The 24,115-nt window shown below is 40.7% G+C and carries 16 protein-coding genes; 6 read left to right on the forward strand and 10 right to left on the reverse strand.

All coding sequences use genetic code 11. The features are described from left to right. From ORQ98_RS18205 to ORQ98_RS18225, 5 genes are all read right to left on the reverse strand, one after another. A partial coding sequence (locus ORQ98_RS18205; RefSeq protein WP_274690237.1) for an AvrE-family type 3 secretion system effector occupies positions 1 to 8,365 on the reverse strand: 8,365 nt, incomplete at its 3' end. 383 nt (positions 8,366 to 8,748) lie between these two features. Next, on the reverse strand, positions 8,749 to 10,311 hold the full coding sequence (locus ORQ98_RS18210) for a P-loop ATPase, Sll1717 family (protein WP_274690238.1): 1,563 nt from the start codon (positions 10,309 to 10,311) through the stop codon (positions 8,749 to 8,751). A gap of 183 nt (positions 10,312 to 10,494) precedes the next feature. After that, on the reverse strand, positions 10,495 to 11,454 hold the full coding sequence (locus ORQ98_RS18215) for a hypothetical protein (protein ID WP_274690239.1): 960 nt from the start codon (positions 11,452 to 11,454) through the stop codon (positions 10,495 to 10,497). Between the two features lie 898 nt (positions 11,455 to 12,352). After that, a complete protein-coding gene (locus ORQ98_RS18220; protein ID WP_274690240.1) occupies positions 12,353 to 14,290 on the reverse strand; it encodes a S8 family serine peptidase in 1,938 nt (645 codons plus the stop codon). A 195-nt stretch (positions 14,291 to 14,485) separates the two neighbouring features. Continuing rightward, complete coding sequence (locus ORQ98_RS18225) at positions 14,486 to 15,049, reverse strand: NAD(P)H-dependent oxidoreductase (protein ID WP_274690241.1); 564 nt, start codon at positions 15,047 to 15,049, stop codon at positions 14,486 to 14,488. Between the two features lie 113 nt (positions 15,050 to 15,162). Between ORQ98_RS18225 and ORQ98_RS18230 the strand changes: the two genes are divergently transcribed. The 3 genes from ORQ98_RS18230 (at position 15,163) to ORQ98_RS18240 (ending at position 16,806) form a co-directional block, all read left to right on the forward strand. Then, the gene (locus ORQ98_RS18230; RefSeq protein ID WP_274690242.1) at positions 15,163 to 16,098 is read left to right on the forward strand and encodes a LysR family transcriptional regulator; all 936 of its coding nucleotides are present in this window, start codon (positions 15,163 to 15,165) and stop codon (positions 16,096 to 16,098) included. A 91-nt stretch (positions 16,099 to 16,189) separates the two neighbouring features. Continuing rightward, positions 16,190 to 16,537, forward strand: coding sequence for a DUF2956 domain-containing protein (locus tag ORQ98_RS18235; RefSeq protein WP_274690243.1), 348 nt, complete (start codon positions 16,190 to 16,192; stop codon positions 16,535 to 16,537). 2 nt (positions 16,538 to 16,539) lie between these two features. Next, positions 16,540 to 16,806 carry a DUF5062 family protein gene (locus ORQ98_RS18240; protein WP_274690244.1) on the forward strand — a complete coding sequence of 89 codons (267 nt, stop codon included), beginning with the start codon at positions 16,540 to 16,542 and terminating at the stop codon, positions 16,804 to 16,806. Positions 16,807 to 16,841: 35 nt separating this feature from the next. On the opposite strand, the gene ORQ98_RS18245 is transcribed toward ORQ98_RS18240, so the two are convergent. From ORQ98_RS18245 to ORQ98_RS18265, 5 genes are all read right to left on the reverse strand, one after another. Further along, entirely contained in the window at positions 16,842 to 17,576 is a 735-nt protein-coding gene (locus ORQ98_RS18245; RefSeq protein WP_274690245.1) for an S-methyl-5'-thioinosine phosphorylase, read from the reverse strand. Continuing rightward, complete coding sequence (locus ORQ98_RS18250; protein WP_274690246.1) at positions 17,569 to 18,660, reverse strand: mechanosensitive ion channel family protein; 1,092 nt, start codon at positions 18,658 to 18,660, stop codon at positions 17,569 to 17,571. Before ORQ98_RS18250 ends, ORQ98_RS18245 begins: the two co-directional genes overlap by 8 nt. A 29-nt stretch (positions 18,661 to 18,689) precedes the next feature. Then, positions 18,690 to 19,733 (reverse strand): beta-N-acetylhexosaminidase, encoded by a 1,044-nt coding sequence (gene nagZ / locus ORQ98_RS18255; RefSeq protein WP_274690247.1) that lies wholly within the window; start codon positions 19,731 to 19,733, stop codon positions 18,690 to 18,692. After that, positions 19,720 to 20,208 (reverse strand): L,D-transpeptidase, encoded by a 489-nt coding sequence (locus ORQ98_RS18260; protein WP_274690248.1) that lies wholly within the window; start codon positions 20,206 to 20,208, stop codon positions 19,720 to 19,722. Before ORQ98_RS18260 ends, nagZ begins: the two co-directional genes overlap by 14 nt. Before the next feature lie 69 nt (positions 20,209 to 20,277). Next, positions 20,278 to 20,934 carry a TetR/AcrR family transcriptional regulator gene (locus ORQ98_RS18265; RefSeq protein ID WP_274690249.1) on the reverse strand — a complete coding sequence of 219 codons (657 nt, stop codon included), beginning with the start codon at positions 20,932 to 20,934 and terminating at the stop codon, positions 20,278 to 20,280. Between the two features lie 388 nt (positions 20,935 to 21,322). On the opposite strand from ORQ98_RS18265, the gene lexA reads away from it, so the two are divergent. From lexA to ORQ98_RS18280, 3 genes are all read left to right on the forward strand, one after another. Beyond that, positions 21,323 to 21,919, forward strand: a complete 597-nt coding sequence (gene lexA / locus ORQ98_RS18270) for a transcriptional repressor LexA (RefSeq protein ID WP_274690250.1) — start codon at positions 21,323 to 21,325, stop codon at positions 21,917 to 21,919. Between the two features lie 451 nt (positions 21,920 to 22,370). Continuing rightward, on the forward strand, positions 22,371 to 22,829 hold the full coding sequence (locus ORQ98_RS18275; RefSeq protein ID WP_274690251.1) for a SulA-like leucine-rich domain-containing protein: 459 nt from the start codon (positions 22,371 to 22,373) through the stop codon (positions 22,827 to 22,829). Between the two features lie 458 nt (positions 22,830 to 23,287). Then, positions 23,288 to 24,100, forward strand: coding sequence for a delta-class carbonic anhydrase (locus ORQ98_RS18280; RefSeq protein WP_274690252.1), 813 nt, complete (start codon positions 23,288 to 23,290; stop codon positions 24,098 to 24,100). Positions 24,101 to 24,115: the final 15 nt, after the last annotated feature.

A 24,115-nucleotide genomic window follows, 5' to 3' on the forward strand; every position in this document is an offset into this window, starting at 1 on the left:
CCGTATCTTCAGTTCGATCAGTTAAATCCCCCTGAGCAATAACCGTATCATTACCCTCACCTGCCGTTAATTGACTGGTTTTATTAGGTGCTCTACTACCCGATATAATAAAGGCATCATCTTTTTTCCCACCGGTAAATGTTTTTTCGCCTTCACCAACAATAAAAATATTACGTTTATGTGTGAAGCCTTTCGCTGTGTCATTACCCTCACCAAGATTAATAAAAGCAGCTTTCTTGTCGTCTTGTTGAGTTGCTTGAACAGCAGCCGCATTACTTCCAGCATTTTCAAAACTCTTTACTTTCAAATTATCAGCAGCGTTTGTATCGACTTCTTTTTTGATCTTATTACCATGCTTATCCGTTTGGTCTTGGTAAGCACGAGCCTGGAAATGACCTGCAACCCCACTAGTCAAATCCACATTGTCATCGCTTTCCTTTAATGCTGGATCAAACCTGGGATGATAAACTTTTTCTGTCCACCTTCGCATGGTCTGAGCAAAACCCATTCCTGCACTCTCACGCTCTTCATATGTATAATAAGAACGGTCTTTTACTTCTACTTTTCCTTTTGAATAAACCAGGGTATCAACGTTATCCAGCATGCTTTCCAGTTGACCTGCAGAACCTTCTCTTAGGGTTTTATCAAATAGTTTACGGCCTTCAGTCTCAGCTTTTGCCTTTCCATATCGTCGAAGCACACTTTCATCCAGTTGTTTTCCCCAAAAGGCCAACCAACCACTGCGTAAACGCTCTCCTGTACTAAGGCTAATATAGTCGTCTATTTCATCTACTTGCCGTACAGCATTATATATTTGCCCACCAATGGCTAACACCGCTGCTACAGCCACCCCAATGGGACCTGCAACAGCTGCCGCGGTACCACCAATCCCAATTGCTATAGCAGTGGCAATCCCCACCACCGCGCCACTTACCGAGAGTGAACCATTGACAATTAAATCCTGACGTTTTTTTGGGTCAGTTTCTGAAGCCAGTTTTTTAAAGGAGTCAACTGCCGAATAAATATCAAATCCCGAGGTTAATACGCCTAACACCGCACCACCGGCTCGCATTAATCCAGTGCCTAGCTTACTGGCGAACTTACCTGCTGTAGAAGCTGACTGACCAAAGCGATTGACCAGTGACAAACCAGCTTTTTGCAGCCCTTTTTCTGCTAGAGGCTCTAATAAGTCTGCCGCTAGCCCACCTGCAGCCAAGCCAATTTCTTTATTAATTTCACTTTGGTCAACGCCTGGCTGATTACTCCGGCGCAAGGCATTGAAAATGCCCATGATATTTTGATAATAACCATATCCCTGTAAACCTTTTCCTACTTTATTCGATACAGCATTCGCTGTTGCAAGATGGCTATTTGCTTTTACTTTGGTGGTTAATGATTGCCAAAAGTCTGGAGAAACATTTAACTGACTATTAATATGACGATCGACAGCATTAATAAAGTCATCCGCAATAGTCGTTGTTTGTCCTTCCGTTAAATGGGTTAATAAGGTCTGAGTTGTTTCACTTCCCTGTTGCTGGATAACTGATTTCAACCATTGAGCTGCAGGGGTTAGCGTATTATCAAGCGTCTGTACCCGCTGAGTCACAAACTCACCTAACTGACTACGATCAAACTGCAATTGGTTAACATTGCCTGCTTGCTGCATAGCTTGTGCATCCGCTGTCGTCAGTCTCCTTCCCGCCACGCTGGCGCCCATATCGTACAGGGTAGTCCATTTAATTTTTTGTCCGTTAAATTCAGCTTCACCCAACTGTGCGAGTCTATCACGCTCCGTCATCAGTTGTTCAGTATTAACAAACTGATTCAATTTAGCGGCCTGCTGGGCTAAAGCTGTATTATCTGAATCTAGCTGAAACACACTAAACGTTGGTTTATTGTGAGTTTGCTTCGTCTGATACAGCTGTGCTAGCGACTGATTAGCTTGGCTACTCAAAGACAGATTTAAGTGTTTAGTTAATACCTGATGTAAGTTGGTTGTGGAGGCTACTTCCACATCAGCAAAGTTAGGGTCATAAAAAAAGAACTGCTCTCCCTTCTTCGCTACTGCTAAACTGTGATTACCAGTATTTAATACTAAATATTGATCCCCTTTAGCTGCAAGCCGACCGACAAGGTCACTAACCGTTAAATCACCTACTGCTTGTAACGGATTATTATTACCACCCGTTTGACTGGTTGCATGTAATTGATCAATTAATGTGGCAAATCGATTTGCATCCGCCACTTCTTTATTGCTAACACCTTCATCCATTGATTGTTGATAAATCGCTGAATGAGTGACCAAGGTCTCAAACAGCTTATTCTTCTTGGCTACCCCATTGTCCTGGCTCAACAGTTGTAGATAGGCCATTGCCAGTCCAGTACAACGGCCTTTGGGTTGATTAGACTGACTGAGCTGAACATACAACGATTGTGGTGCAAAATTTACCTTTGCATTAGGCGCTACCTGTTGTTTGAACTTAGTTGCCCCTTCCAGAACAAACTGATCCCATGACAACAAGTATTCTAACCCTCGTTGCCCTGTTGACCCAGTTAAACGATCACTGGCTACTAATTCGGCAGGGCTGAACTGATTAGCTTGATGGATGATAGCTGCTAATTTAGCTGGGTTATCAGCAAGTGCTTGCAGTTGCTGCTGTTGGCTGGTTCGATCACCTGGGAAATATTCATTAATTAACAGTCGCTGGGCAGGATTCAGTCGATTTAAGGTTAATTCACCTGATATTAACAGATGAATTAAATCGCCTACTTTTAAGGTACGCAAACGAGGGCTCTGGCCTATACGAGGCTGAATTGAATTAGCATTTTCTTGCCGCTGGACAATCCGTTGCACCGCTTCACCATTAAATGGTGATTCACCATCAAAAGTAGCAAATCCACTATAACCGGATTGCATCTTTTGTAGGATTTGATCTCCAAAATGCCGTACTACCTGCATGGCTTCTGTTTGGGTTAATAATCGATTTTGATAAGCCAGTCGACCACGCACAAATTGTAAAATAGTGCCAGGAGCCTGACTTTCTGTCGAAGCAACTTGATTAGTCGCTTGAGTTAATAAACGAGTCACATCAGCATGGCGTTGACTGGCTAAATGGGCCCGCTGATAAAGTTGTTGTTGGTATGGATTGAGTTTTGGTTGCTGCAGTTTTAGCTCAGTTAATATATCCGTTATCTGTTTTAAAGCAGTAGCTCTATTATCAACAGGGCCATTAATCAATTGAGTGAGTAATGCGCTTTGATCAGAAGCTAATAGTTGTGAAAACAGCTCCTGAGTTCTTCGCGCCATACCTTTAATTTCTGCTGGTGTCACTTGATTAATGCCTAATTCTGACAGCTGCCCCAATAGTGCTGCTCGGGCAGCTTGAATGGGATCAGCAACCAGCGCATTCATATTATGCTGGTTAACACTATCAGCCACATTCAGCAAGCGTTGTTGATGGGTTTGCTCAAAGTTATTCAACACCGTTGTCAAGTGCCGTGGAATTTTCGTTAATAACTCACCTTCTAATTGATAGCCGTTAGGTGTTGTATGATTATTATCATAATTAAAACTGATTTTACCTAGCTTTTTCTTAATACTGGTAGCAGCGGCACTTTTGAAGTTAGCTAACCCAATGGATTGACCAAACGCACTGTTATTTTTAGCACTGGCACTGACTTCAATGGACTTAATCCGAAACTGGGTTCGGTCATTCAGCAGTGTTGCCAACTGAATAGACGCCTCAGGGTCATTGCTGGCCATTAATCGAGCCACTTTTAATTTTGCATGCTCTGTTAACTCCAGAGTGATTTTAGCTTCTGTAGCATCACTCTGTTTTAAGGTATTCACCAGGGTTTTCAGCTCAGGATGCTTATCCATCCACTCATGCAATGTACGCGAACTGCTTTGTTGTTGATGGCCAGGATTAAACTGAGCCCCCGCCCAGCCAAGCAAACTACGCTCATCTAAGCGCGATAAATTACTCATTGTTTTGCCAAAAGAAACATCACTGATCGTATACTTACCCTGATCAGCCAACTGTTGTTGTATTGTCAGTGATTCAAGCTGCTGAAGGGTTTGCCGTGCAGAATCGCTACCAGCAGCATCCAACTTTGTTAAAGCCTGACTGAAGTCAAGCCCTTGTAACTGTTTAATTGCTTCCGCTGCACCCGCTTCATTCTCACTTTTACTATTAGCAACTCGATTTAATATCTGCTGTTGTTGTGAGGTTAAATCATCTTTAAATTGCGTTTGTAATTGCCCAACAATCGCTTGCCACTCTACTAGTTTAACCTGCTCTGCCGGCTTGGCTGTGACATCATAACTTTTGCTGGTTTTTGACTCGACTGATCCACTCCATTTGGCACCTGCAGAATAGCTAAGTGCATTGGTGCTAAATTCATCATGATCAACACCAAATTTAAAGTGGCTGGTCGCCTCAACATCTAAGCCAGCTTTAGTCAAAAAGCGTGGACGATTACTTGAATGGGACTGGGTTTGCTCGCCATTATCTTTTGTAGTTGTTGACCGATCTTTATTTGCACTCAATACATTTACAGTAAATTTAATACCACCTTTGGCCCTCGCCCAACCATTCACATCGGTAACACCATCAGTACCTGTGTTTTCGCCACTGGCCGTACTACCACTTCCGGTTAAGCGTGCTTCTGCAACAGCATGCAGATCTAAATCAAAGCCCCATTTATGTCCTCTTTTCACTGCATAGTCATGTCCCTGTGCCAGCAACTGGGTTGGTTTGAGTTTACCTTGGGTTAAATCATTAAGAAATTGTTCAACTTTTCCGTTATCAATTTCAAAGGCGAGCTGATTATTTTTATCGTGTTTTAAGGTTGGGTTTAATACGCCTCCTACCCGAGCAGAAGCAACGCCTGGCGTACCAAAATACCCACCAGCGGTTACATTAGCAGGTATGCTCATATCTCGAACAAAAGCCACCTTAATGCCTTTATCCGTTTTTTCAAACGAAAGCCCATAATGCCTTTCTGCTTTAACGCCAGGTTCCAACTCAATCCCGATTGGGCTCACCAACTGTTGTAATTTATTAATCATAAAAAAAGGTGCACTACCACCAGAATAATTACGGTCAAATGTTAATGTTTCACCTTTTTTCAAATGAGTAATAGCATCATGTAAATTATTTTTTAATTGTTCAGGGGTTTCGCTACCAAAGGTATTGAGTGCATTTTGATAGACAGGGTGGTGGGTCTTACTAAAAGCTTTACTGAAAAAGCGTACGGCATCATAGCTGGATTCCAGTCGATCTAGGTTACTAAAGCCCATATCACTGAATTTTTTAATTGCGCTACTATCATAGCCATCCTGAAGTTCAGTGATCAACTGTTTTACTTCGTCACTTTTAAAGTGACTCTCCTTAGTACCATTAATTACTTTAATTAAATTATCCAAATCCGCCAAGGTATTACTATTTTGCACAACACGCGCAGTCAACAAACCAACATTGTCGTCATAATCACGCCGAGTAAACCCGTTATTTTGTCCAGGATGTCTTAAATACAGCCCCTTTTCCTGCATCAACTTTAATTGTTGTTTTATTTTTGATAAAGCTGAATTACTTTCATCACCCTGATAATTTTCCCATAATTGATTGAGTTCTTTGGTTAAATCCTGTGAAGTAATTCGTGGGTTTAAGAAGCGACCCACCTTAGCTTTTGTATTACCCGTAAATTGTTGATTGACCTCACCCGACTCAGTGAGTAATCCTTTCTTTTTACCTAGCCGCGTCAAATAAGAAAGCGTTTCAGCTTCTAGCTGCTGCTTTAATCCCAATAGTTGGTCTTTTTGTTCCTGAGTAATACGCCCAGCATTAAGTGTTTGCTCAATACGCGCCGACAGCGTTTGCTGTTGTCCTGACTGCTTAACCGATAAGTGCTGTACTAATTGATTAAAGTTATTCCCTATTTCACTATATAAAGATTTTAGCCCCTCTCTTCCTCTAGCCCGATGCTGAAAATGATAGCCAATGGCTTTTAATGGCCTCGGCCAGTGCAACCAATTGGTTTTCTTATGATATAAATGAGCAGTTAAATAATCTTTTGTATTGATTCCTTCGCTATTTGGATTACCACTCTCTACACCAACAAAAGCAAAATTACCTTTGGCAGTCAGCCCCGTACCTGGTAACCTGACCTGATCAACATCCTGTTGTTTTAAACGCTGAAATAATTTGTCAATGATTGCTTCCTGGGAAATATCAATCAGTTGACCTTGGCTGTTCAGTGTTTTACGAATAGCAAGCTGGCTATCACCAGACGCTTGATTTTCTAGCATAACTGCCAGTTCACCAGTCGAGGTTTGGTTTAGCCCAAGTACTTTTTGGCCTGAAGCAGTAAAGACATGACGCCAGTTAGTGTCTGTTTGTTTGAGAATTTCTCCCTCTCCAGTTAACCCTACCAATTGTCCCTGCTTATTACTGCTGATTGCTGTTAATCGAGGTGCAGGTGTTATTATATTAGCTTGCTGATTATTTTTATTATATTCATATAATTGCCCTTGATGATCCAGAAAATGAATTTGCCCATCACGCCCCACCGTAAAATCACTGACAGCATGATTCGCAATCGTCAAACTATCAGGGGTAAATTGGGTTTGCTGGCGGTCATTACCCCAATGTTTAGCTGCCGGTAATCCATACTGAACAGACTTGGTTTTTTGATTAATGGTGACTAACTCATTAATACCTCGCAAGGCGTATAGTTGACCATCTCCCCCCAACTTTAACTGACTTAGATTATGTACACCCGTACTATGCCAACGACCATCATCTGCCCGTTGATAGTGTAACTCTCCATTATGAATGGCATATCTTTCACCGTCTCGGGTTTGAACAAACCCACTATGCCCAATGACAGCTTTACTTAAACCTTCAGAGTTAACAAATAAAGCCGCGCTATCTAATGCAATACCCACCTGCCAGTTATCATTAACATATATATACTGTTGTAAGCGTCCATCTTTTTTAGCTGCTATCTGTAATTGAGGACCTGCATCAGTCATCACTCGCTCAAAACGAACAACCCCATCTACCCCTTCTGGTAATCCCACTACTTGAGGTTGTGCACTTCCCGATGTGACTCGATATAACTGCTGATTTTCACCTAATAGCCAGCGCTCATTATTATTGTTAATTAATGCTGTCGCTTTAACCTCGTCAGGTAATACTACAGGTGTCGTCACCAAGCGAGCTGCTGTTGAAGTAAAGCTATAATGTTGTTCTGTATCGATAAAAGCAATTTGTTGGTTCTGTTGTACGGTAAAATCTTGAATTAATTTATTTGCTGTCGTTAATCGGTAAACAGATACCGTTGAATTATTATTTAAACGTAAAATTTCACGCCGTTCACTTAATGCATAAAGCTGACCATCGCCACCCACTCGTAGCTGCGACACTGTCTTATCATGACCAGACTCCCACTGCTGTTGATTAACGTTCCACTTGAACAACTGATTGTTTTCCAGCAGCCAGCGCTGCCCATCCGCAGCTGTATAAATACCAGCTGCTTGCCCAACAAACTGTGGTGACAACGCTTGAACCGTTTGAATTCCCTGTTCAACGCCATTACTAAGGACTTTTAAATGGCCTTGTGCTAACGCTAAATCTAATTTAGGTTTGACTTGTTGATAATTGCTGCCTTTAGCACTAACTTTATCCTGCAATATCAATTTCGCAAAACTGGCGTCACTTGAACGAGAAATACTTGTAACGCCTTTATCTTGCTTGGCTTGATATAAATAACCCACATTATCTACCGAATATAAGGTTCCATCCTGGGCAGTTTCAATAGCTTGATAACGATTATTACCTTGATTTAACAAAGCAGAGAATCCTTGATTATATTGCAGCTCTCCTTTCCCCTCAGCGCCTCGGTTAAATTGATAAAGAGTCCCTTTTTTACTTAATATCCAGAGTTGCTCACCATTTCCTGACACTTTAACCTGTTTAATATCGATATTTTTTGGTAACTCGACATTAAGCTTATCGCCACTGACTAAAGAAACCACCAGTTTTAGTCGTGATAGTAATGGCTTTTTGAACTGGGTGACTTGCTGATCCGAAGAACTTGTTGAAGTCGAGTATTGATGTCCAGAAAACTGTTGTTGTGAATCAGCTATGACTGTAGACGCTCGACGAGATGCTCGATGGCTCGTGGACTCCTGACTGGTACCCGCTGCTACCATCGGCCCCAAGCGCTTAGCTAGTTTTCGAAAACCTTGCCGGCTTGGGCTATTTCTTCTCAGGGGCTGCTGATCAGGGGTATCTTCAAAACCTAAATCATTAGCCTGATTAACAGCATTTGGGTGATCAACAGTAGGGGTCGTAGGCATCGTTTAGCTCCTAACAGCACATACTTAATGTGATATTTAATACACATTAAGTATTAATAACCATTTCGACCCATTATTTTTAAGGCACCTCTAATACCCAAAGCCAAGAATATTCATATCCTTATTTTGCTTACTAGAGATATCTTGGGCCTGCTTAAATGGCATTTGTTTTTATCGTTAGACTCATTATGCAGGTAAATTATAGAAATCAGTACAGGTGGGAAGAACTATAAAAGCCAACTATATCACAGTTGAGTTTGGGTAATCATTTTTTTGGGTGGGCCTATTTAGCTTATGGTCTCAATTCTTATTACTTAACAAAAATGCAGTATTAGTATACCAGAATATATAGAAATTCTAGAATAAGTAGTTTATATGTTATTTTAGTCCCACTCTCTATAGTCAGGATCATCAAGCATTGATCCATACGGATATACAGGCATTTTCAATTTAGTTTTAGCTGAGTAAATTTCTGAAAATAAAGGATGTATGCACAATTCATCGTCAGTGCTAGTTACTAGCCGATGAGGAACAGTATATTCAAATAAAGCTTGAACATATCGATCTGTAACATTAATTACTTTACCTATTGCGCCTATTTCAATAAGCATTCGTTTAAAAAGAAAAAAATCATCTGATTCAGTAGCTCTTTTACCATGTGTTCTGAATACCCGTTCCAAGTCTCCTATTGAAAACACATGATGCAACTCAGGAAAACATTGCTCACAAGCCGCTTGAGCATGGGGATGCACTGCCTTATATGCTACAAATATTTCCATTACCAACTTTTGTTCTACTGCGCTGACTCCTTCTCTAATTGAGTCTTCATGTAATTTCAAACAGTTACTTTCGCTTAAACGTTTATTTCTTTGCCAAATTGAGTTTAACAATATCAAAAGATGGCGTGGTAATAATTGAGTATGACGAATAATATATGCTAAAGGTTCCTCTGTTACACCTAATCCCCCTACCATTTGATTAGGTAAAATAGTATGAAAAATCTTTCGCACATCATTGTTATTCAAAATTGATGTTGCTCCATAATTTTTATAAAAATCATTTTTATATAACTCTAAATAAAGCAGCAGCCTATTCGCGGCTACAAGTAAAAGTTCTGGTGCAGTCCAGTGCAACACCAGCTCTCTACGAAAATCTTTGTTAGGATTTGATGAAATAGACTGGAACTTATGAAATAGCTCAGCAGGCAGACAAAATCTGATATCAGTTCTTGCCGATGGTTTATTTGACCGTCCAATACACTTTAAAAGTCCTTGTAAAGCTAAACTAACCGAGTCAATATCGAGTTGGAACTCATCTAATGAGTCAAGCATAATTACAGCACGCTGTTTTTTTTCTTGTAGCTCTTTGCGAACTGTTTCTTTTACATCTGCAAAAGAAATATTATCCGTTCGTCGCAAAATCTCTGCTATTATACCAAGCGCTTTTCCAGATGCTTTTTCGGATATTGTGTCTGCAATATTCCATAACACATCGTCGATAGTTGCCCCAGCTCTAATACCAATTTTGGCTAAGTAGGCATCTATCAGTTTTTTAGAGGCACATAACTCCTCCCTAATTTTACTAAAAAATGTTATACATAGAACCGTCTCCCACATTTCTGCAATTGTTTCAGGAAATAGTGCCCCTTTTGTTGTTTTTTCTATTGACTCAATAACGTTGGTAAAAGCCTTTGGGGTACTTATTTCAACCACATAATCGTAGTTTTTCTCGAAATAAGCTGAGTGTAAGTAGGATGTTTTTCCTGCTCCTTTTCTGCCAATGACGATCGAGGGCCGCTGATGCAGTTGCTTATAGATACGATTATGTGTGTCAAATAATATTTGAAGTGCTTCTGTATCTTCTATTTCTGCAGCATTAACAGGGCCAAATGCCTCATCTTCAGTAATATAAATACTAACTAGCTCTTTTTGTTTATCGCTAAGCATTATTAGTACTCCAATTACTAGCAGACTTTAAAAGCTTGTTCTCGTTATAGCTCAGCTTCACCAAAGCATCCACTTTTACTTATTAATTTTCTCAATAGCACCTTACTATATAAAAACTATAAATCTGCTTTGCTGTTACCCAAATACCTCTACAAACAGTTCAGAAGGCTTCATTTTTAAGCTCTATAACCTCATTACAAACCACTCGGGATGTTTAATCGCTTTTAAATAACGACGAGACACTTTATCTTTCATTAAAAATTCCGGTGTTTCTGTTGTTTGCTTAAAGCCAAACTGTTTCGGCAGTTTTGTGTACATTGACCGAGGTGGGCTTGAACATATGTCTTTGATTTTTTTCCCTGTTTCATAGGTGTGGTAGTAAATTGTGGTAATACCTAGCTCTTCCCGAATCAATTGAATCGCAGCGGCTAATGCCACTTCTGACCATACTTGCTGATAGGGTTTTAACGCTGTCAGTACATATTCGGCAAGTTCTTCATGACTTCCACCAATGCCATACCATACTTGACTGGGTTTAGTATTAGGATTGTTTTTTCTTCTTGCCTCTAGCCGCTTTAAAGCACTATTTGCTTCCCGTAACCAGTCATTTTGTATTTCTTCAATTAGCGCTTCATTGGTGGCTAAATCAAAATCCAATCTTACCCATGCCATGGTATGGCGGCCTTTAGTATTAATAGGATGGCCACTGTTTTCAAATGGGCCATAAGCCATATTTTCAGGCTTAATTAACCGTTTATATGCATCCAAATGTTCGCCAGTAAAATTAATCTGAAGTACGAGATTAGACTGATTACGAGATGTTTGATCCCAGCCTCTATCACTCTCGCCCCAACAATCCAAAGTTAAAGTAAACATTAACGGTTTATCAAGCCAGCAACTGGCTAGCTGATCATCACTAATTTCACCATTACCATAACCTGCTAAGGCATTTTTAACCGTATTTTTATTAAAAAACTGACTAAATTGGCTTTGCTTTAATTGACTAAGTTTACCCGTTGATCGATTATTTCTTTGTAATTCATAACGTAATAAATCAAAGCAATAACGATCTTTATGATAATAAAATAGGCGCCTTTCGTCGCCCAAACAAGCGATAAACTCTTGTATTTCTTTCTTGTCCATAACATTGAAAACTAACAATATAAAATAGCAGACACATAAGAACTAAGTTTCCTATTGACGTTAACCCGAATATTTCATCAGATATCAAAGATTCTGGGCATTCTGGCTAAACAGCTTGCTTTAGTTTCTGACTAACCTTGGTGGTTCCAAGGCTCGAAGGAAATAGAGCCAAATGTAACGCCCATAAACATGCTAAAGCCGATGATTTAACTTAGGCTACATGCATTTTTTCTGTGGTTTGATGAAATAGTCGGGTTAGGGCACCTCTAATTATTGTTTATCGCCTCTGCAAAACCTGACAGACTCTTATACAAGACGACCAGAAACAGCAAATTAGAAAATAAGTGATTAGAAGTGCCATCGCTACATAACCAATACACTCATAACAGCTTGCTCACCACTAGTCATAAATTAAATAGTGTATGCAAACAAATATTGTCAGCCCTTACTACAGACACAGCAGTATTACTTAGCAATAAATATTACTGCTACAAAAGGCTAGAAAGTTGTAATGGTACGCAGCTATCAACCTAACTGAAACGTTAGCTAAAGGGCCGATCAGCAAAGAAGCCCAATGCTATTACGATCAAGCGAACTATCATCATTTGAGCCTCCTTCTGGTTATCAATGAAATGAAAGATTTAAGATATTTGATATACGGCGGGGACTATATAAGAATTATACTTGAAGTGCAACTATACTCTTTGCCAGTCATGCTCAGGGATTCCCCCATACACTTTAGTGTCCCCAGCCAGATTCTTGGTACATTACCTGGGATAAACCTTCAAGCGGGTAAGAATCATCAATAAACGTTTTATGCGACTTAAAACAAGCACTACTGCCAATTAGCATAACCAGCGCAGGTAGTTCAGTAATGAACTACCTGCGCTAAGCCTTTTTAGAATTCATCTTTTTTGGGACAAAAGTTATTGTAAGCTCGCGCCACATTAAGGACCCGCCCTTCAGTAATTTTATCCTCTAAGCTGGCTACTTTATCGGCATTAACCAGGATTGCTTGTTTAATTGCTTTCATGGTTGCCCCTGGGTTACAGGATTTTAATAACGCAGCAACTCCCGACACAATCGCAGCCGCTTCAGAAGTTCCATTAGAGGGCTTAACTTCACCATCAGGAGTCAATACAGCAATATTTTGACCCGGCGCACCAATATCTACACGACCAGAGCCGTAACGACTACCTGTTGAGCGGCCGCGATAAATCTGTGGTGTTTCACCTGATTTATATTGAGCCAACGCTGCTACTCGAATCACTGGGTCATTATCTTTATGCACTTTAGCTTTTGGTTTATAAGCTGCCGGCCAAATTTGTTTATCAGGCGAAGCTGTTCGTATATCTAATGCATCATTACCCACAGACGCGACTATTAATGCATTACCGGCTGCCCCTAACCGTTGTAATAAACCATTCCATTCATTAGCATTCCCTGTTCCCGTATTACCACCAGAAATATTAATAATGGTTTCTTGTACCCTCTCATCTGCCTGTAAGCTAACGGCATCTTCAACCGCTGTTAATAGCGCAGTGCTGTTGGTTCCATTCGGGGTCCAACGCCGATTAACAATTTTAACCCCTGGTGCCACCCCCACCACTCGGTTACCTTGCACAATAGTATCTTGAGAAGCAATTACCCCCGCCATGGCAGTGCCATGAATATATTTTGCTTCGTCTGTGCCTTTTACTGGTTCTGTTTTACCATCGGTTGTATAGCTTTTTGAAAAGGCTTCAGTGCCAGCAAGTCCTTTCACAAACTTAATGCCAGAATCAACTACAGACACTGATACTGTTGAGCGAATTTTTATTTTATCTGCAATCTGATCAAGCCCAATAGCACTAAAATACCAAGGTAAAGCATGCTGCTGATCATGGTCTGGCTGCTTTGGCTTAAATGCTTTAGCATCAAAGGTTGTTTCAGCAGTATAAGCATGATAGCCATGAACAACCGTACCAAAGAATACTGCCGCACCCGCACAGACCCAAAAACTCACAGGACCAATACAACGCTTGTGTCGCCTAGAAGCATATAGTCCTAACCAAACCTGGCCATTTTGCGTATATTTATAAGCTAAGTGCTTTACTTTTATATCTTCTTCATTCGTACTTGGAATTGCAAAATCAAAGTCACTGCCAAACTGAGCTTTACAGGCATTATCACCATCCATCCAACTAACAGCCTGCTTGGTAATACGCCATTGAGTTCGGTCATTAGAGCGACAAATCACTTGATGTTGATTATCACAATTATCCGCATACCAATAGCCTTCGTAATTACCCTGCCCCATTACCACACAATAACCATTATCTCGATTCGGTTCGTTGGATGCCCAATGGCTATAAATAAATGGGCGAGATGTCCAGGTTTCTCCTCGGTGATCTAGTGGGTTTCGATGGCGTCGGTCATCTGCAGTTTTAAAATAATTAACCCAGCTCCACTGATTGGCTTGAAGGCCAATAACAGTTTCAAACTCCTCGCGATCCGCATAAATGGCAAACTGATAATTATCACCAAACTCATCATTACAGGCTTGATGACCCATGTCCCATTTTTCAGCACGCTGGGTTATTTTTAAGTCATTACTGTTGTATTTATGCTTACAGATAAAGGGATATTGTTGATCACAATTGGCTGTCCCTAATCCGTTGGCTTGCCCTTTAAAAGTAGCAGCACACTGATCATCACCTGTTGTATAACTGGAAAACCAATCATCTGTGATCCAATAAGGAAATGATCCATTATTTCCAGTAGCTTCAGCAGAATGGTGTAGCGACATCTGCAACACCATTACAGATAATACAGATTTTGATATTGTTAATTTCATCGACACATCCTCTTTGTTTTTATTTAATCTTCTTATTTTTATCCTACCTCAAAAAGAAAGACATGTTTTGCCATTTTTAAGCTATTTTTTGTTAATTTGCCAACCTTTACAAAATAGCTTTATCTAAATAAGCAACCTATCATAAACTGCTTTTAACTGAATTATAATTCACTATTTTTATATACTTTTTTACTCTCAATCCTCATAATTGTTTAACAGATGCATTTTAAGGTGGGATTGCCAACATTCTTGCCAATACTCAACGCTTGGTTGAGCAACAATATTAAATGCAGCAAAACTTGGTAGCTTCTTCATTCCTACATATTGTTGAGTAAAGTGTACTGATGCTAATAAATCGTCAGGTGTAGTATGCTCAAATAACCCATTAATATATGAAAAAGCCTCAGCAGGTGCGTTCCAGGTTGTAGACAACAAATAACGTTTATCTGTTAAAAATCCCCCTTCCCCATACCGTTTAGCGTTGCCAAAAAACAGGCCATGAGCGTAAACTTCATCAAAGTATTTTTTCAAGCTTGATGGCACACTAAACCAATAAACAGGAAATTGAAAAATAATCGTATCAGCCCATAAAATTTTATTTTGCTCTTCAGCTACCTGATAATGATCCTTTACCCGAGTGATTTTTACTTCTGCTTTAGGTAATAACAGCGCTTGCGCCACTGCCAACATACTTTCGTTAAATCTTCCTGGGGCAATAGCGCGCTCTTCGGCACCATTAATGATGAGTACTTTCTGCATTATATTAGCTCCTTTGGGTTATCCCCTAGACAACTTGACAGCGCTATACTAATTGTTCCACACTCATTTATTAATCAGTTATTTTCAATTATATTATTCGAAAAATTGCAATAATGATCCGCTCTCTAGACTCCTTACGGGCATTTCTAGCAGTTGCCCATCATGCCAGCTTTGCTAAAGCCGCCTCCCAATTAAACCTGTCTAGCTCCTCTGTTTCTCGCCATATTGCCGAGCTAGAAAAAGACATGGGAGTAGCCTTGTTAACCCGCAGCACTCGTAAAGTAGCAATGACCGCAGCGGGTCTCAGCTTATTTGAGCAAGCATCACCGTTACTGGCCTCACTTGATGATTTAGGAGATAACCTGAAAGAAAAAAGCCAGCAAGTCAGTGGCAATGTCAGCCTTTCTGCACCCTGGTGGTTGAGTACAAACTTTGTAGCCCCTGTTTTGTCAAACTTACACCAACGTCACCCAGAGTTAACGATTAGCTTGGATAGTAATGACCAATTATTGGACCCCAATGAAGGGAAACATGATATCTATTTGCGGTTTGGGCGTTTAGCAGACTCTGGCCTTATTGCCAAGGAAATTGCCAAGAATGAATACTGGCTGGTAGCAGCACCAGATTATTTGGAAAAACACCAGCCACCCAACCACCCCCAAGACTTATTCAGCCATCAATTATTAGCTTATCGATTTACTCAGCCTCACTCTAGCTGGTTCTTGAAAGACGAAAAAAAACTGCATCGTATTAGTCTCCAACATGCCTGGCTACACACCAATAATCCTGCAGCAATTTATACTTGTGCGTTAAGTGGTGGCGGTATTGCCTTATTACCCCAGCTAGGGGTTGCTCAAGCAATATCAGAAGGGAAATTGATTCGTTTATTAAGTCGCTTTGCTATCACACCCAACCGCTTAGACAATAGTATTTATTTAATTTACTCCAAAGATAAAGTCCATATAAAACGCATCAAATTGGTTATCGATTTTTTAACCTCATGGCTAAGGCATCAACTAACCACTATATCTAATAACCACTATGTCTAACGGGCAAACCAGCTAACTTTCATGTTATGCTGATTTCATCAATTTAACAGATACACGATAACAATCTACGCTATACGTTAACTGACTTAAAATGGCTAAATATTCAGCAAAAAATAAGACATCCCAAGCCACTCAAGACGAGGCTATGAAAATTGCGCGCGGCACTCAAAAACCAGGCCAAACTAAAGAGCAAACCAGGCTAATCGCCCAGGGTATTCAGAAAGGAATTGACCAGTATAAAAAACAGCAAAAAGCCAAAGCGAGAGAGTTGGATAAAAAGCTGAAAAAAACCACAGCCAAACTGCATGAGAGTGCCAACCTAGCCGTTGAAGTCAAAGAAGTTGTTGTGTATAAACAACATTGGTTACCATGGGCATTATTAGTGCTTTCCTGGATAGGGTTCGGTGCTTACATACTGGTCATACGTGAAGGGATTTAAGAATGAAAAAACTCAAAAATGAAGCAGGCCTGGTCAAGGAAGCCCTCAGGGTTGGGGCTATCTATGCAGAAAAAAGAGGGGTTGGCCAAGTAGACGAGTCTGATCCACAAAAAGTGAAAGTCACTTTTATTTATCGCTTATTAGTACACGACAATTTGATCCAGCCCTTGGCAAAAGGCCAGGATAACGAACCCAATATGCGCCATAAACTGGCATTGTGGATTTCCCGGCAGTTACCTAAAAATCACCCGCTGCTAAAAGATGAATAAAAAATAAACGTCCCAGCAGCAGAAAATAAACCAGGTTACGTTGCTATTGCATGGGTTAAAATTGTTAACACCTTTCCCATACCTTCTTCCAGGGCTTGCTTAATATCATCCATTGTAATAATCCCTTGCGAACGCCCTGCTGCCATATTCACCACTAACGCTAGTGAGGCATATTCAATCCCTACTTCTCTAGCCAGGGCTGCTTCAGGCATTCCCGTCATACCAACGATATCAACACCATCCCGCTCTAGCTTATCAATTTCTGCTTTGGTTTCCAGCCGAGGCCCCTGGGTACAACCATAGACACCACCATCTGTACATTGAATACCGGCTTTATCAGCTGCAACTAGCAATGCTTGGCGCAAGGAGTCTGAATAAGGATAAGTAAAGTCGATATGTTCGACGGCTCTCTCATCAGCAAAAAAAGTGTGCTCTCGCCCATAGCTATAATCAATAATTTGATCTGGTATAACTGCATGGGCAGGCGGCATAGCAGCATTGATTGCACCTACAGCATTAACCGCATAAATAACCTTTACTCCCAGTGTTTTTAAGGCGAACAGGTTTGCTCGATAATTGACCTGATGAGGCGCTAGTTGGTGGGGGTCACCATGCCGGGCTAAAAAAGCTAATTGCTGGCCAGCAAGCTGACCTATTTTAATTGGAGCAGATGGTTCCCCATAAGGAGTTGCAACAGATTGTTGCTCAATAAGCGTTAGCCCTGCTAATTGGGTTAGCCCTGTTCCTCCAATAATCGCTATATCAGGCATTGACATTCCTTACATTAACCGGTTCTACATGCAGCGTACGGGTTGGAAATGCTATTTCAGCCTCATGTTTGGTAATAATCTCCATAATATCTAATAGTACTTCTTCCTTAATCTCATGAAACCGTATCCAGTTTGTGGTTTTGGTAAAACAGTAAATAAAGAAATCTAAAGAAGAGGCCCCAAAACTATTGAAGTTCACAATAAGGGTTTGGTTAGTCTCAATTTCTGGGTGTTGAGTTAAGTAAACTTTTACCGCAGCAATAATAGGCTTGATTTTATCTGCATCGTCATAACGTAAGCCAATGGTCTCATAAATACGCCGATTGAGCATACGGGAAGGGTTTTCTACCGAAATACTGGCAAAAGTTGCATTAGGAATATACAACGGTCGTTTATCAAAGGTTCGAATATGGGTTAAGCGCCAACCAATATATTCCACAGTCCCTTCTATTTCTTTATCAGGTGAACGAACCCAATCCCCCACTTTAAAAGGCTTGTCTAAATAAATCATCAGCCCACCAAAGAAATTGGCCAATAAATCTTTGGCTGCAAAACCTACCGCAATACCACCAATCCCACCAAAGGCTAAAACACCAGAAATGCTATAACCTAATGACTGCAATACCACTAATACACCAGTAATAATAACGGCTGCCCGCAGTAGCTTACCAGTGGCAAGCACGGTAGTTGGGTCTGCCTGTTTTTTCCCTTCTCGGGGCTCAATTAATTGAGTTTCACTTGCTTTTATTAAACGAATTAAAAACCAAACAATCAGGCCTATAATCAGTGTTTCACGAACTGGATCAATCGCTTGAAAAATAACGGCATCCGACACTTTATGAACAATTTCGGCTGCCCAGCTAAAACCAATCACCCAAATAAGGGCAGCTAAAGGCTTTTGGGCAGAGTCAACAATGGTTTCATCCCAAATCGTTCGGGTTTTAGTCAGTTGCTGATGTAAACGGGCAAGTAAACGACGGGCAATAAAATTAGCGAATAAGGTTAAAAAAACAACGATAAAAACCTGATAAACCCAAGTCTCCTGGCTTTTAGTAAAGTTTAAAAAGTCCAGCAATTTTTCCATGAACAAATAGCCTTGTTTTCTTTCTTCTTCTATAGATTTTCTAGCTGAGAGTGTATTGTTAATCGGCGGGGATGCTCTAATAACTCAGCCCAGCTGAGTTTCCTTTGTCCCTTCAACTGCTCAATATTAACTGCTACTCCAGAATGGGTATTTAATGCAGAGACAACAGCCTGTGCTCCTTCGGGATTGTTACAAACCAGTAATAACTGACATCCTGCATTAAGTGCTTGTACCGCACGTGAAGGGTAGTCACCTGCTTGACTGGCAGCATGCATAGTTAAATCATCGCTAAAAATAACGCCTGTAAAACCCAGAGACTCTCTTAACACTGTTTTTAGCCAATGATGAGAAAAACCAGCGGGCTCTGCCGCTACTTGTGGGTATAAGACATGTGCTGGCATTATCCCATCTAACAACTGTTGCTTAATTAAGTTGTTAAAAGGCAACATATCTGCTTGTTTAATCGCAGCAAAAGGGCGATCATCACAGGCAATCGAGTGATGAGTGTCAGCAGCCACACTGCCATGCCCTGGAAAATGTTTACCCACCGTTGCCATACCCGCCTGCTTCATACCTAAACAATAACGACGAGCTAACGTCGCAACCGTTTCAGGCTGCTCAGCAAAGGCACGAGAGCCTATCACTTGACTGATAGGCAAGCCTAAATCTAAAACCGGCGCAAAACTTAAATCGATCCCCGATGCAATCACCTCACTGGCCATTAACCATCCTAAGTCTTCTGCTAACTGGCAGGCTTGCTCAGGTTCATTTTGATACAGCTCACCCAACCGACAGGAAGCGGGTAACTGAGTATAGCCTGTAACCAAGCGCTGTACCCTTCCACCTTCCTGGTCAACAGTAATTAATAAATCTGACCGAACTGCGCTAATAGACTGCACCAGCTGTATCACTTGCGGGCGATCAATAACATTACGGGCAAATAAAATCACTCCCGCAACAGCAGGCTGCGCTAATAGCCGACGTTCGTCGTCTGTTATTGTTGTTCCTGCTAAATCTACAATGACATTACCTGACATAGGATTAACCAATAGATGGCGATTACTCGTTTTCAATGATTACCTGGGTATAGACGGGCACGCTACTGAACAGCTCCACAACCTCATCATTTCGCATTCGAATACACCCGTGTGAGGCAGGAATTCCCATTGGCTCACTATCAGGGGTGCCGTGAATATAAATATAACGTCGCATGGAGTCGACTGCTCCTAACCGGTTAACACCAGGCTCCTGGCCACTTAACCATAAAATACGCGTCAAAATCCAATCACGATTAGGAAATTGCTTGGCCAGTGCCTCATTATATATTTCACCAGTAAAGCGTCGTCCTACAAAAACAGCATTTAGAGGGCAACTACCCCCTACTTTGGCTCGAATGATATGTCGCCCCAAGGGTGTTTGAAAACTTCCTTGGCACTGACCAACCCCTTTAGCAGCAGTAGAAACGGAGTACCGAGTAATTAACTGATTGCCATCGCACACACTGAGAGTTTGCTCAGCAATAGAGACATAAATAACGGGCTTATACATATTCACTAGCTACCAATTAACTCACCATAAATTAGCAAGCCACAAATTGACTAATTTATGCGCAGCTAACTAAACTTCTAGGCTGGCTGCTGGCAGCTCAGCTTTCATGCCATGGGCTAAAAATGGCACGAGTCGCTTCATGACTGCAGGAACTGAAGTATGTTCTTTATACTCACTTTCAGCAATGTCTCTCAACGCATCTAAACCAGACATAGTAAATGCGACAGATCCCACCATAAAGTTCACTCGCCAGAAAATTTCCACCGGCGGTAAATCAGGTGACGCCTGCACCACTAAACTCACAAAGCGTCGGAATACATCACCATATACTTGTTCAAGATATTTTCGCAAATGCCCTTGAGACTGGCTAAACGCTAATCCCAGCAACCGCATAAACACAGAAAGATCATTTTTTCCTCGTGCTTCAACAGATAGTATTTGCTGAAATAGCAAATTAAGTAGCTGTTCAGGTGTCGGTTTCTGTTCTGCTAATGATGCTTCAAATTCGTTGAGCCTAACCGTGAGTTTTTTGCAAAATGGCTCTAGAAACCGGGCAAATACTGCCTGAATCAATGCTTTTTTAGAGCCAAAATGGTAATTAACTGCTGCTAAGTTAACACCTGCTTTACTGGTAATCGTCCGCAGTGACGTTTCAGCAAAGCCCTTTTCTGCAAATAACGCTTCTGCAGCATCTAGTATTCGTTCAACAGTTTCTGATTGCGCCATAGCCAATTAACATTTCTTAAAAAAGCCTTGATTCTCTGGGCCGTTCTGAGTGCCCATCGAAGCTAAGGACCAATTGTATTTAGATACAGGCAGCAAGCCAACTAAAAAATATTCGCTTTATATTAGCCGCCTGTTGTAATCTTCAAACGTTTTGAACATACGTTTAATACGTATACAAGTCAAGCAGGCTTTACTTTTTCCTGCAAGTAAAATTAACGTCTGCTAAGTAAGGAAACACCCCTTAAAAGGGACCGAAATAGTTGAAAACAGTTGAAGGTCAGTCCAAACTGGATATAATCACAGTAACTGTATAAAACCACAGCCGCTATAAAAAGCCGTTATTTCATTAAATTAGTAAGTATTCAAATAGGTATAAGGAGCCATCTCAATGGCTAAATTAACTGCTCGCCAGGCTGAAATTTTTCAATTTATTAAAGACCATATTGAAGAAACCGGCTTTCCTCCCACCCGAGCCGAAATTGCTCGACAGCTAGGATTTCGTTCTGTCAATGCTGCCGAAGAACACCTCAAAGCCCTTGCCCGTAAAGGTGCTATCGAAATTATTGCTGGCACCTCCCGCGGTATTCGGATCCCCTCTGAAACCCAACAAGGTATTCCTGTAGTCGGGCAAGTGGCTGCGGGCTTCCCCATTTTAGCCGAACAAAATATAGACAACTACTGCCAGATACCGGCTAGTTTTTTTAAACCTCGTGCTGATTACTTTTTAACAGTTAAAGGAATGAGCATGAAGGATTGTGGCATTCTCGATGGCGATTTATTAGCCGTTCACAAAACAACTGATGTACATAATGGTCAAATCGTCGTTGCTCGAATTGATGATGAAGTAACCGTTAAGCGATTTGAACGAAAAGGAGAAGTCGTTTTATTGCATCCAGAAAATAGCAGCTTCAATACTATCGAAGTGAACTTACATAGCGAAAATTTCACAATCGAAGGAATTAGTGTTGGCGTCATTAGACACTAACCTTTTATACGAAAGCTGAAAAAAAATAACTTGGTCCCCTGGGTAACCATCGATATATGCTCCAAATTACCCAAGGGGAAATTAATTATCTAATAGCTACTACCTTTTCTTAAAAAAGCGACTTAATTTGCAGTTTTACATCTTTTTATCAACTCTGATCCACAATCTACCCCCAAGATGGTAAATACAGTGAATTAGGCCAAAGATATGGATTTTTTGTCAGTGATACACTTCAGCTGTAACTAACGAACATGACAATATTCTTTTCGAATGACTTTTTAGACGTTGTTATCGTCGCTTAACTAACATAATAGAAGATGAGACAAGTCTATTATTGTATGACTTGCAGTAACAATCTTCATTTATTTTATAAAGAATGCTGCTGTCGCTCATCACCTGACACCCTTCTTTTACAGTCATTCGTTTTGATAATAAAATAGGAAATATACCCATGGAGTTCAATGGCAGTGACAATGATTCAAAACCCAACCATAGCACGCCAAATCAACCCCATCACTTCCCTTTATCGACAGACCACAATGGCTTTACGCATATTACAGAAATTATTTTATCTTCTGCCCGTATTCCACTGACATCATTTATTCCACCTATGTTGGCACAGTTGAGCCATCATGAAAAACAACGCTGGTTAACCGTCGTCTGTTCCAAACAATATCGCAACATGACCTTAAAGTGGCTTCAAGATGCCTATATTAATAATAAACAGGTCTTATTTCTTACTGCCAGCAATGAAAGCTCTATCAAAGACTTAACCTTGCAGGCACTCACTTTAGGCAAAAGTCATACTGTTGTCAGTTGGCTACCAGAATTAGATGAGCCAACCTTAGCGGCTTTAGATATTGCCGCACAAGAAGGTAACTGTCATGTAATTAATATCAGACAACGTTAGTAAAACAGTTGCTTTACACTATCAAATAGTATTGTCTAGCAATAGTAGTCACGTAATTCTGACAACCGCCTCATTATGTGAGATAATTTTTTCTTTTAATTTATTGAAACGAGTTTCAATATTTTTATTTTCCTTCTCTTGCCTAGATTTCATTTACTAATCATCTTCTGATATTGGCTTTTCTTTTTGGTATTTTCTCTTCCGATAAGCCTCAGCTATTGCCTCGATTAGCCTTCATTATCAAGCTATCCCATAAAACAGAGGTTAATTTTTGAGTCATATCAATATGTCATAGTTTTTTAATGTGTGCTCCTTAGCAATCGAGCCTATAAATACAGTAGCTGTAATAAGTGTAAGTCTAACCAGCGACAGGTTAGCTGCTAATAGCAGTGCATCATGACTAAACCAATACTACTAGTGTTGCGATTTTTTGTTATAAAAACTATGGAGGAATATAAATGGTCTCAGTTAAACATCGACTTCTGTTAACGTTATTGGTTAGTGTGATGAGTAGCTTCCCTGCTGTCGTAATCAGTGACGCGAGTGGCTCAGCCTGCGAAGGGTTTGGCCCTCAAGCGCCAAGAGATATCGATCAACTTGCGGGTGAAAACAAAAGACTATTTAGCTTGGCTCCCCGCTATGAAAGTATGAACCTATGCAACATTCATTTTCACAATAATGCTGAGCATAAAGCAAAGGACTTTTCCATATATGCAGGGGAAGGCGATCATGGTCATGGTGGCGGTTATCAGTGTAATACAAGCAAGTCACTTTCCTCAGCAGAGTTAGCCCCACCTAAAAATGAAGTATGCAAGGGGTTAAAACCTGGTGATACTATTGAAGTCCACTGGGTGTACACTTCCTGCGATATAAAACCAGGTAAAGACTTAACTTCTTGTCTATCTGATAGCTGTTCCAACCCGAACCTTCGCGTTGAATCTCAGGTATTTACTGTCGTCAATGATTCTTCTTCCCTCAATTTTAATGATTTGGTTTATGACGGTAATATGGAAGATGGCTATCACCAAGCCAAAGCCTTACCTAACAATACGGGTAAACCGGTAGAATTTTTAGGCTCTACCACCGGTCCCAAGTTTACCGAACAAAAGTGTTCACCTTTTCAAGTAACCTGGAGTGTACGGCCATTTTGCACAAAAGTTGATATCAATAATTTGGGCGAATGGTGTAAGGATAACGTTTTCAAAGAAGACCATGCCCATGGTGTTAGAAAACTGGTCACCAACCCAAAACTGTTGTCCGATATGAAGTAAACTGCAAACAAGGTT

It is taken from the genome of Spartinivicinus poritis, assembly GCF_028858535.1.
Taxonomy (GTDB): domain Bacteria; phylum Pseudomonadota; class Gammaproteobacteria; order Pseudomonadales; family Zooshikellaceae; genus Spartinivicinus; species Spartinivicinus poritis.

Bases quoted from the DNA above. Each gene is read 5' to 3' on its own strand.
- ORQ98_RS18210 (WP_274690238.1), bottom strand. From the start codon at position 10,311: ATGCTTAGCGATAAACAAAAAGAGCTAGTTAGTATTTATATTACTGAA.
- ORQ98_RS18215 (WP_274690239.1), bottom strand. From the start codon at position 11,454: ATGGACAAGAAAGAAATACAAGAGTTTATCGCTTGTTTGGGCGACGAA.
- ORQ98_RS18220 (WP_274690240.1), bottom strand. From the start codon at position 14,290: ATGAAATTAACAATATCAAAATCTGTATTATCTGTAATGGTGTTGCAG.
- ORQ98_RS18225 (WP_274690241.1), bottom strand. From the start codon at position 15,049: ATGCAGAAAGTACTCATCATTAATGGTGCCGAAGAGCGCGCTATTGCC.
- ORQ98_RS18230 (WP_274690242.1), top strand. From the start codon at position 15,163: ATGATCCGCTCTCTAGACTCCTTACGGGCATTTCTAGCAGTTGCCCAT.
- ORQ98_RS18235 (WP_274690243.1), top strand. From the start codon at position 16,190: ATGGCTAAATATTCAGCAAAAAATAAGACATCCCAAGCCACTCAAGAC.
- ORQ98_RS18240 (WP_274690244.1), top strand. From the start codon at position 16,540: ATGAAAAAACTCAAAAATGAAGCAGGCCTGGTCAAGGAAGCCCTCAGG.
- ORQ98_RS18245 (WP_274690245.1), bottom strand. From the start codon at position 17,576: ATGCCTGATATAGCGATTATTGGAGGAACAGGGCTAACCCAATTAGCA.
- ORQ98_RS18250 (WP_274690246.1), bottom strand. From the start codon at position 18,660: ATGGAAAAATTGCTGGACTTTTTAAACTTTACTAAAAGCCAGGAGACT.
- ORQ98_RS18260 (WP_274690248.1), bottom strand. From the start codon at position 20,208: ATGTATAAGCCCGTTATTTATGTCTCTATTGCTGAGCAAACTCTCAGT.
- ORQ98_RS18265 (WP_274690249.1), bottom strand. From the start codon at position 20,934: ATGGCGCAATCAGAAACTGTTGAACGAATACTAGATGCTGCAGAAGCG.
- lexA (WP_274690250.1), top strand. From the start codon at position 21,323: ATGGCTAAATTAACTGCTCGCCAGGCTGAAATTTTTCAATTTATTAAA.
- ORQ98_RS18275 (WP_274690251.1), top strand. From the start codon at position 22,371: ATGGAGTTCAATGGCAGTGACAATGATTCAAAACCCAACCATAGCACG.
- ORQ98_RS18280 (WP_274690252.1), top strand. From the start codon at position 23,288: ATGGTCTCAGTTAAACATCGACTTCTGTTAACGTTATTGGTTAGTGTG.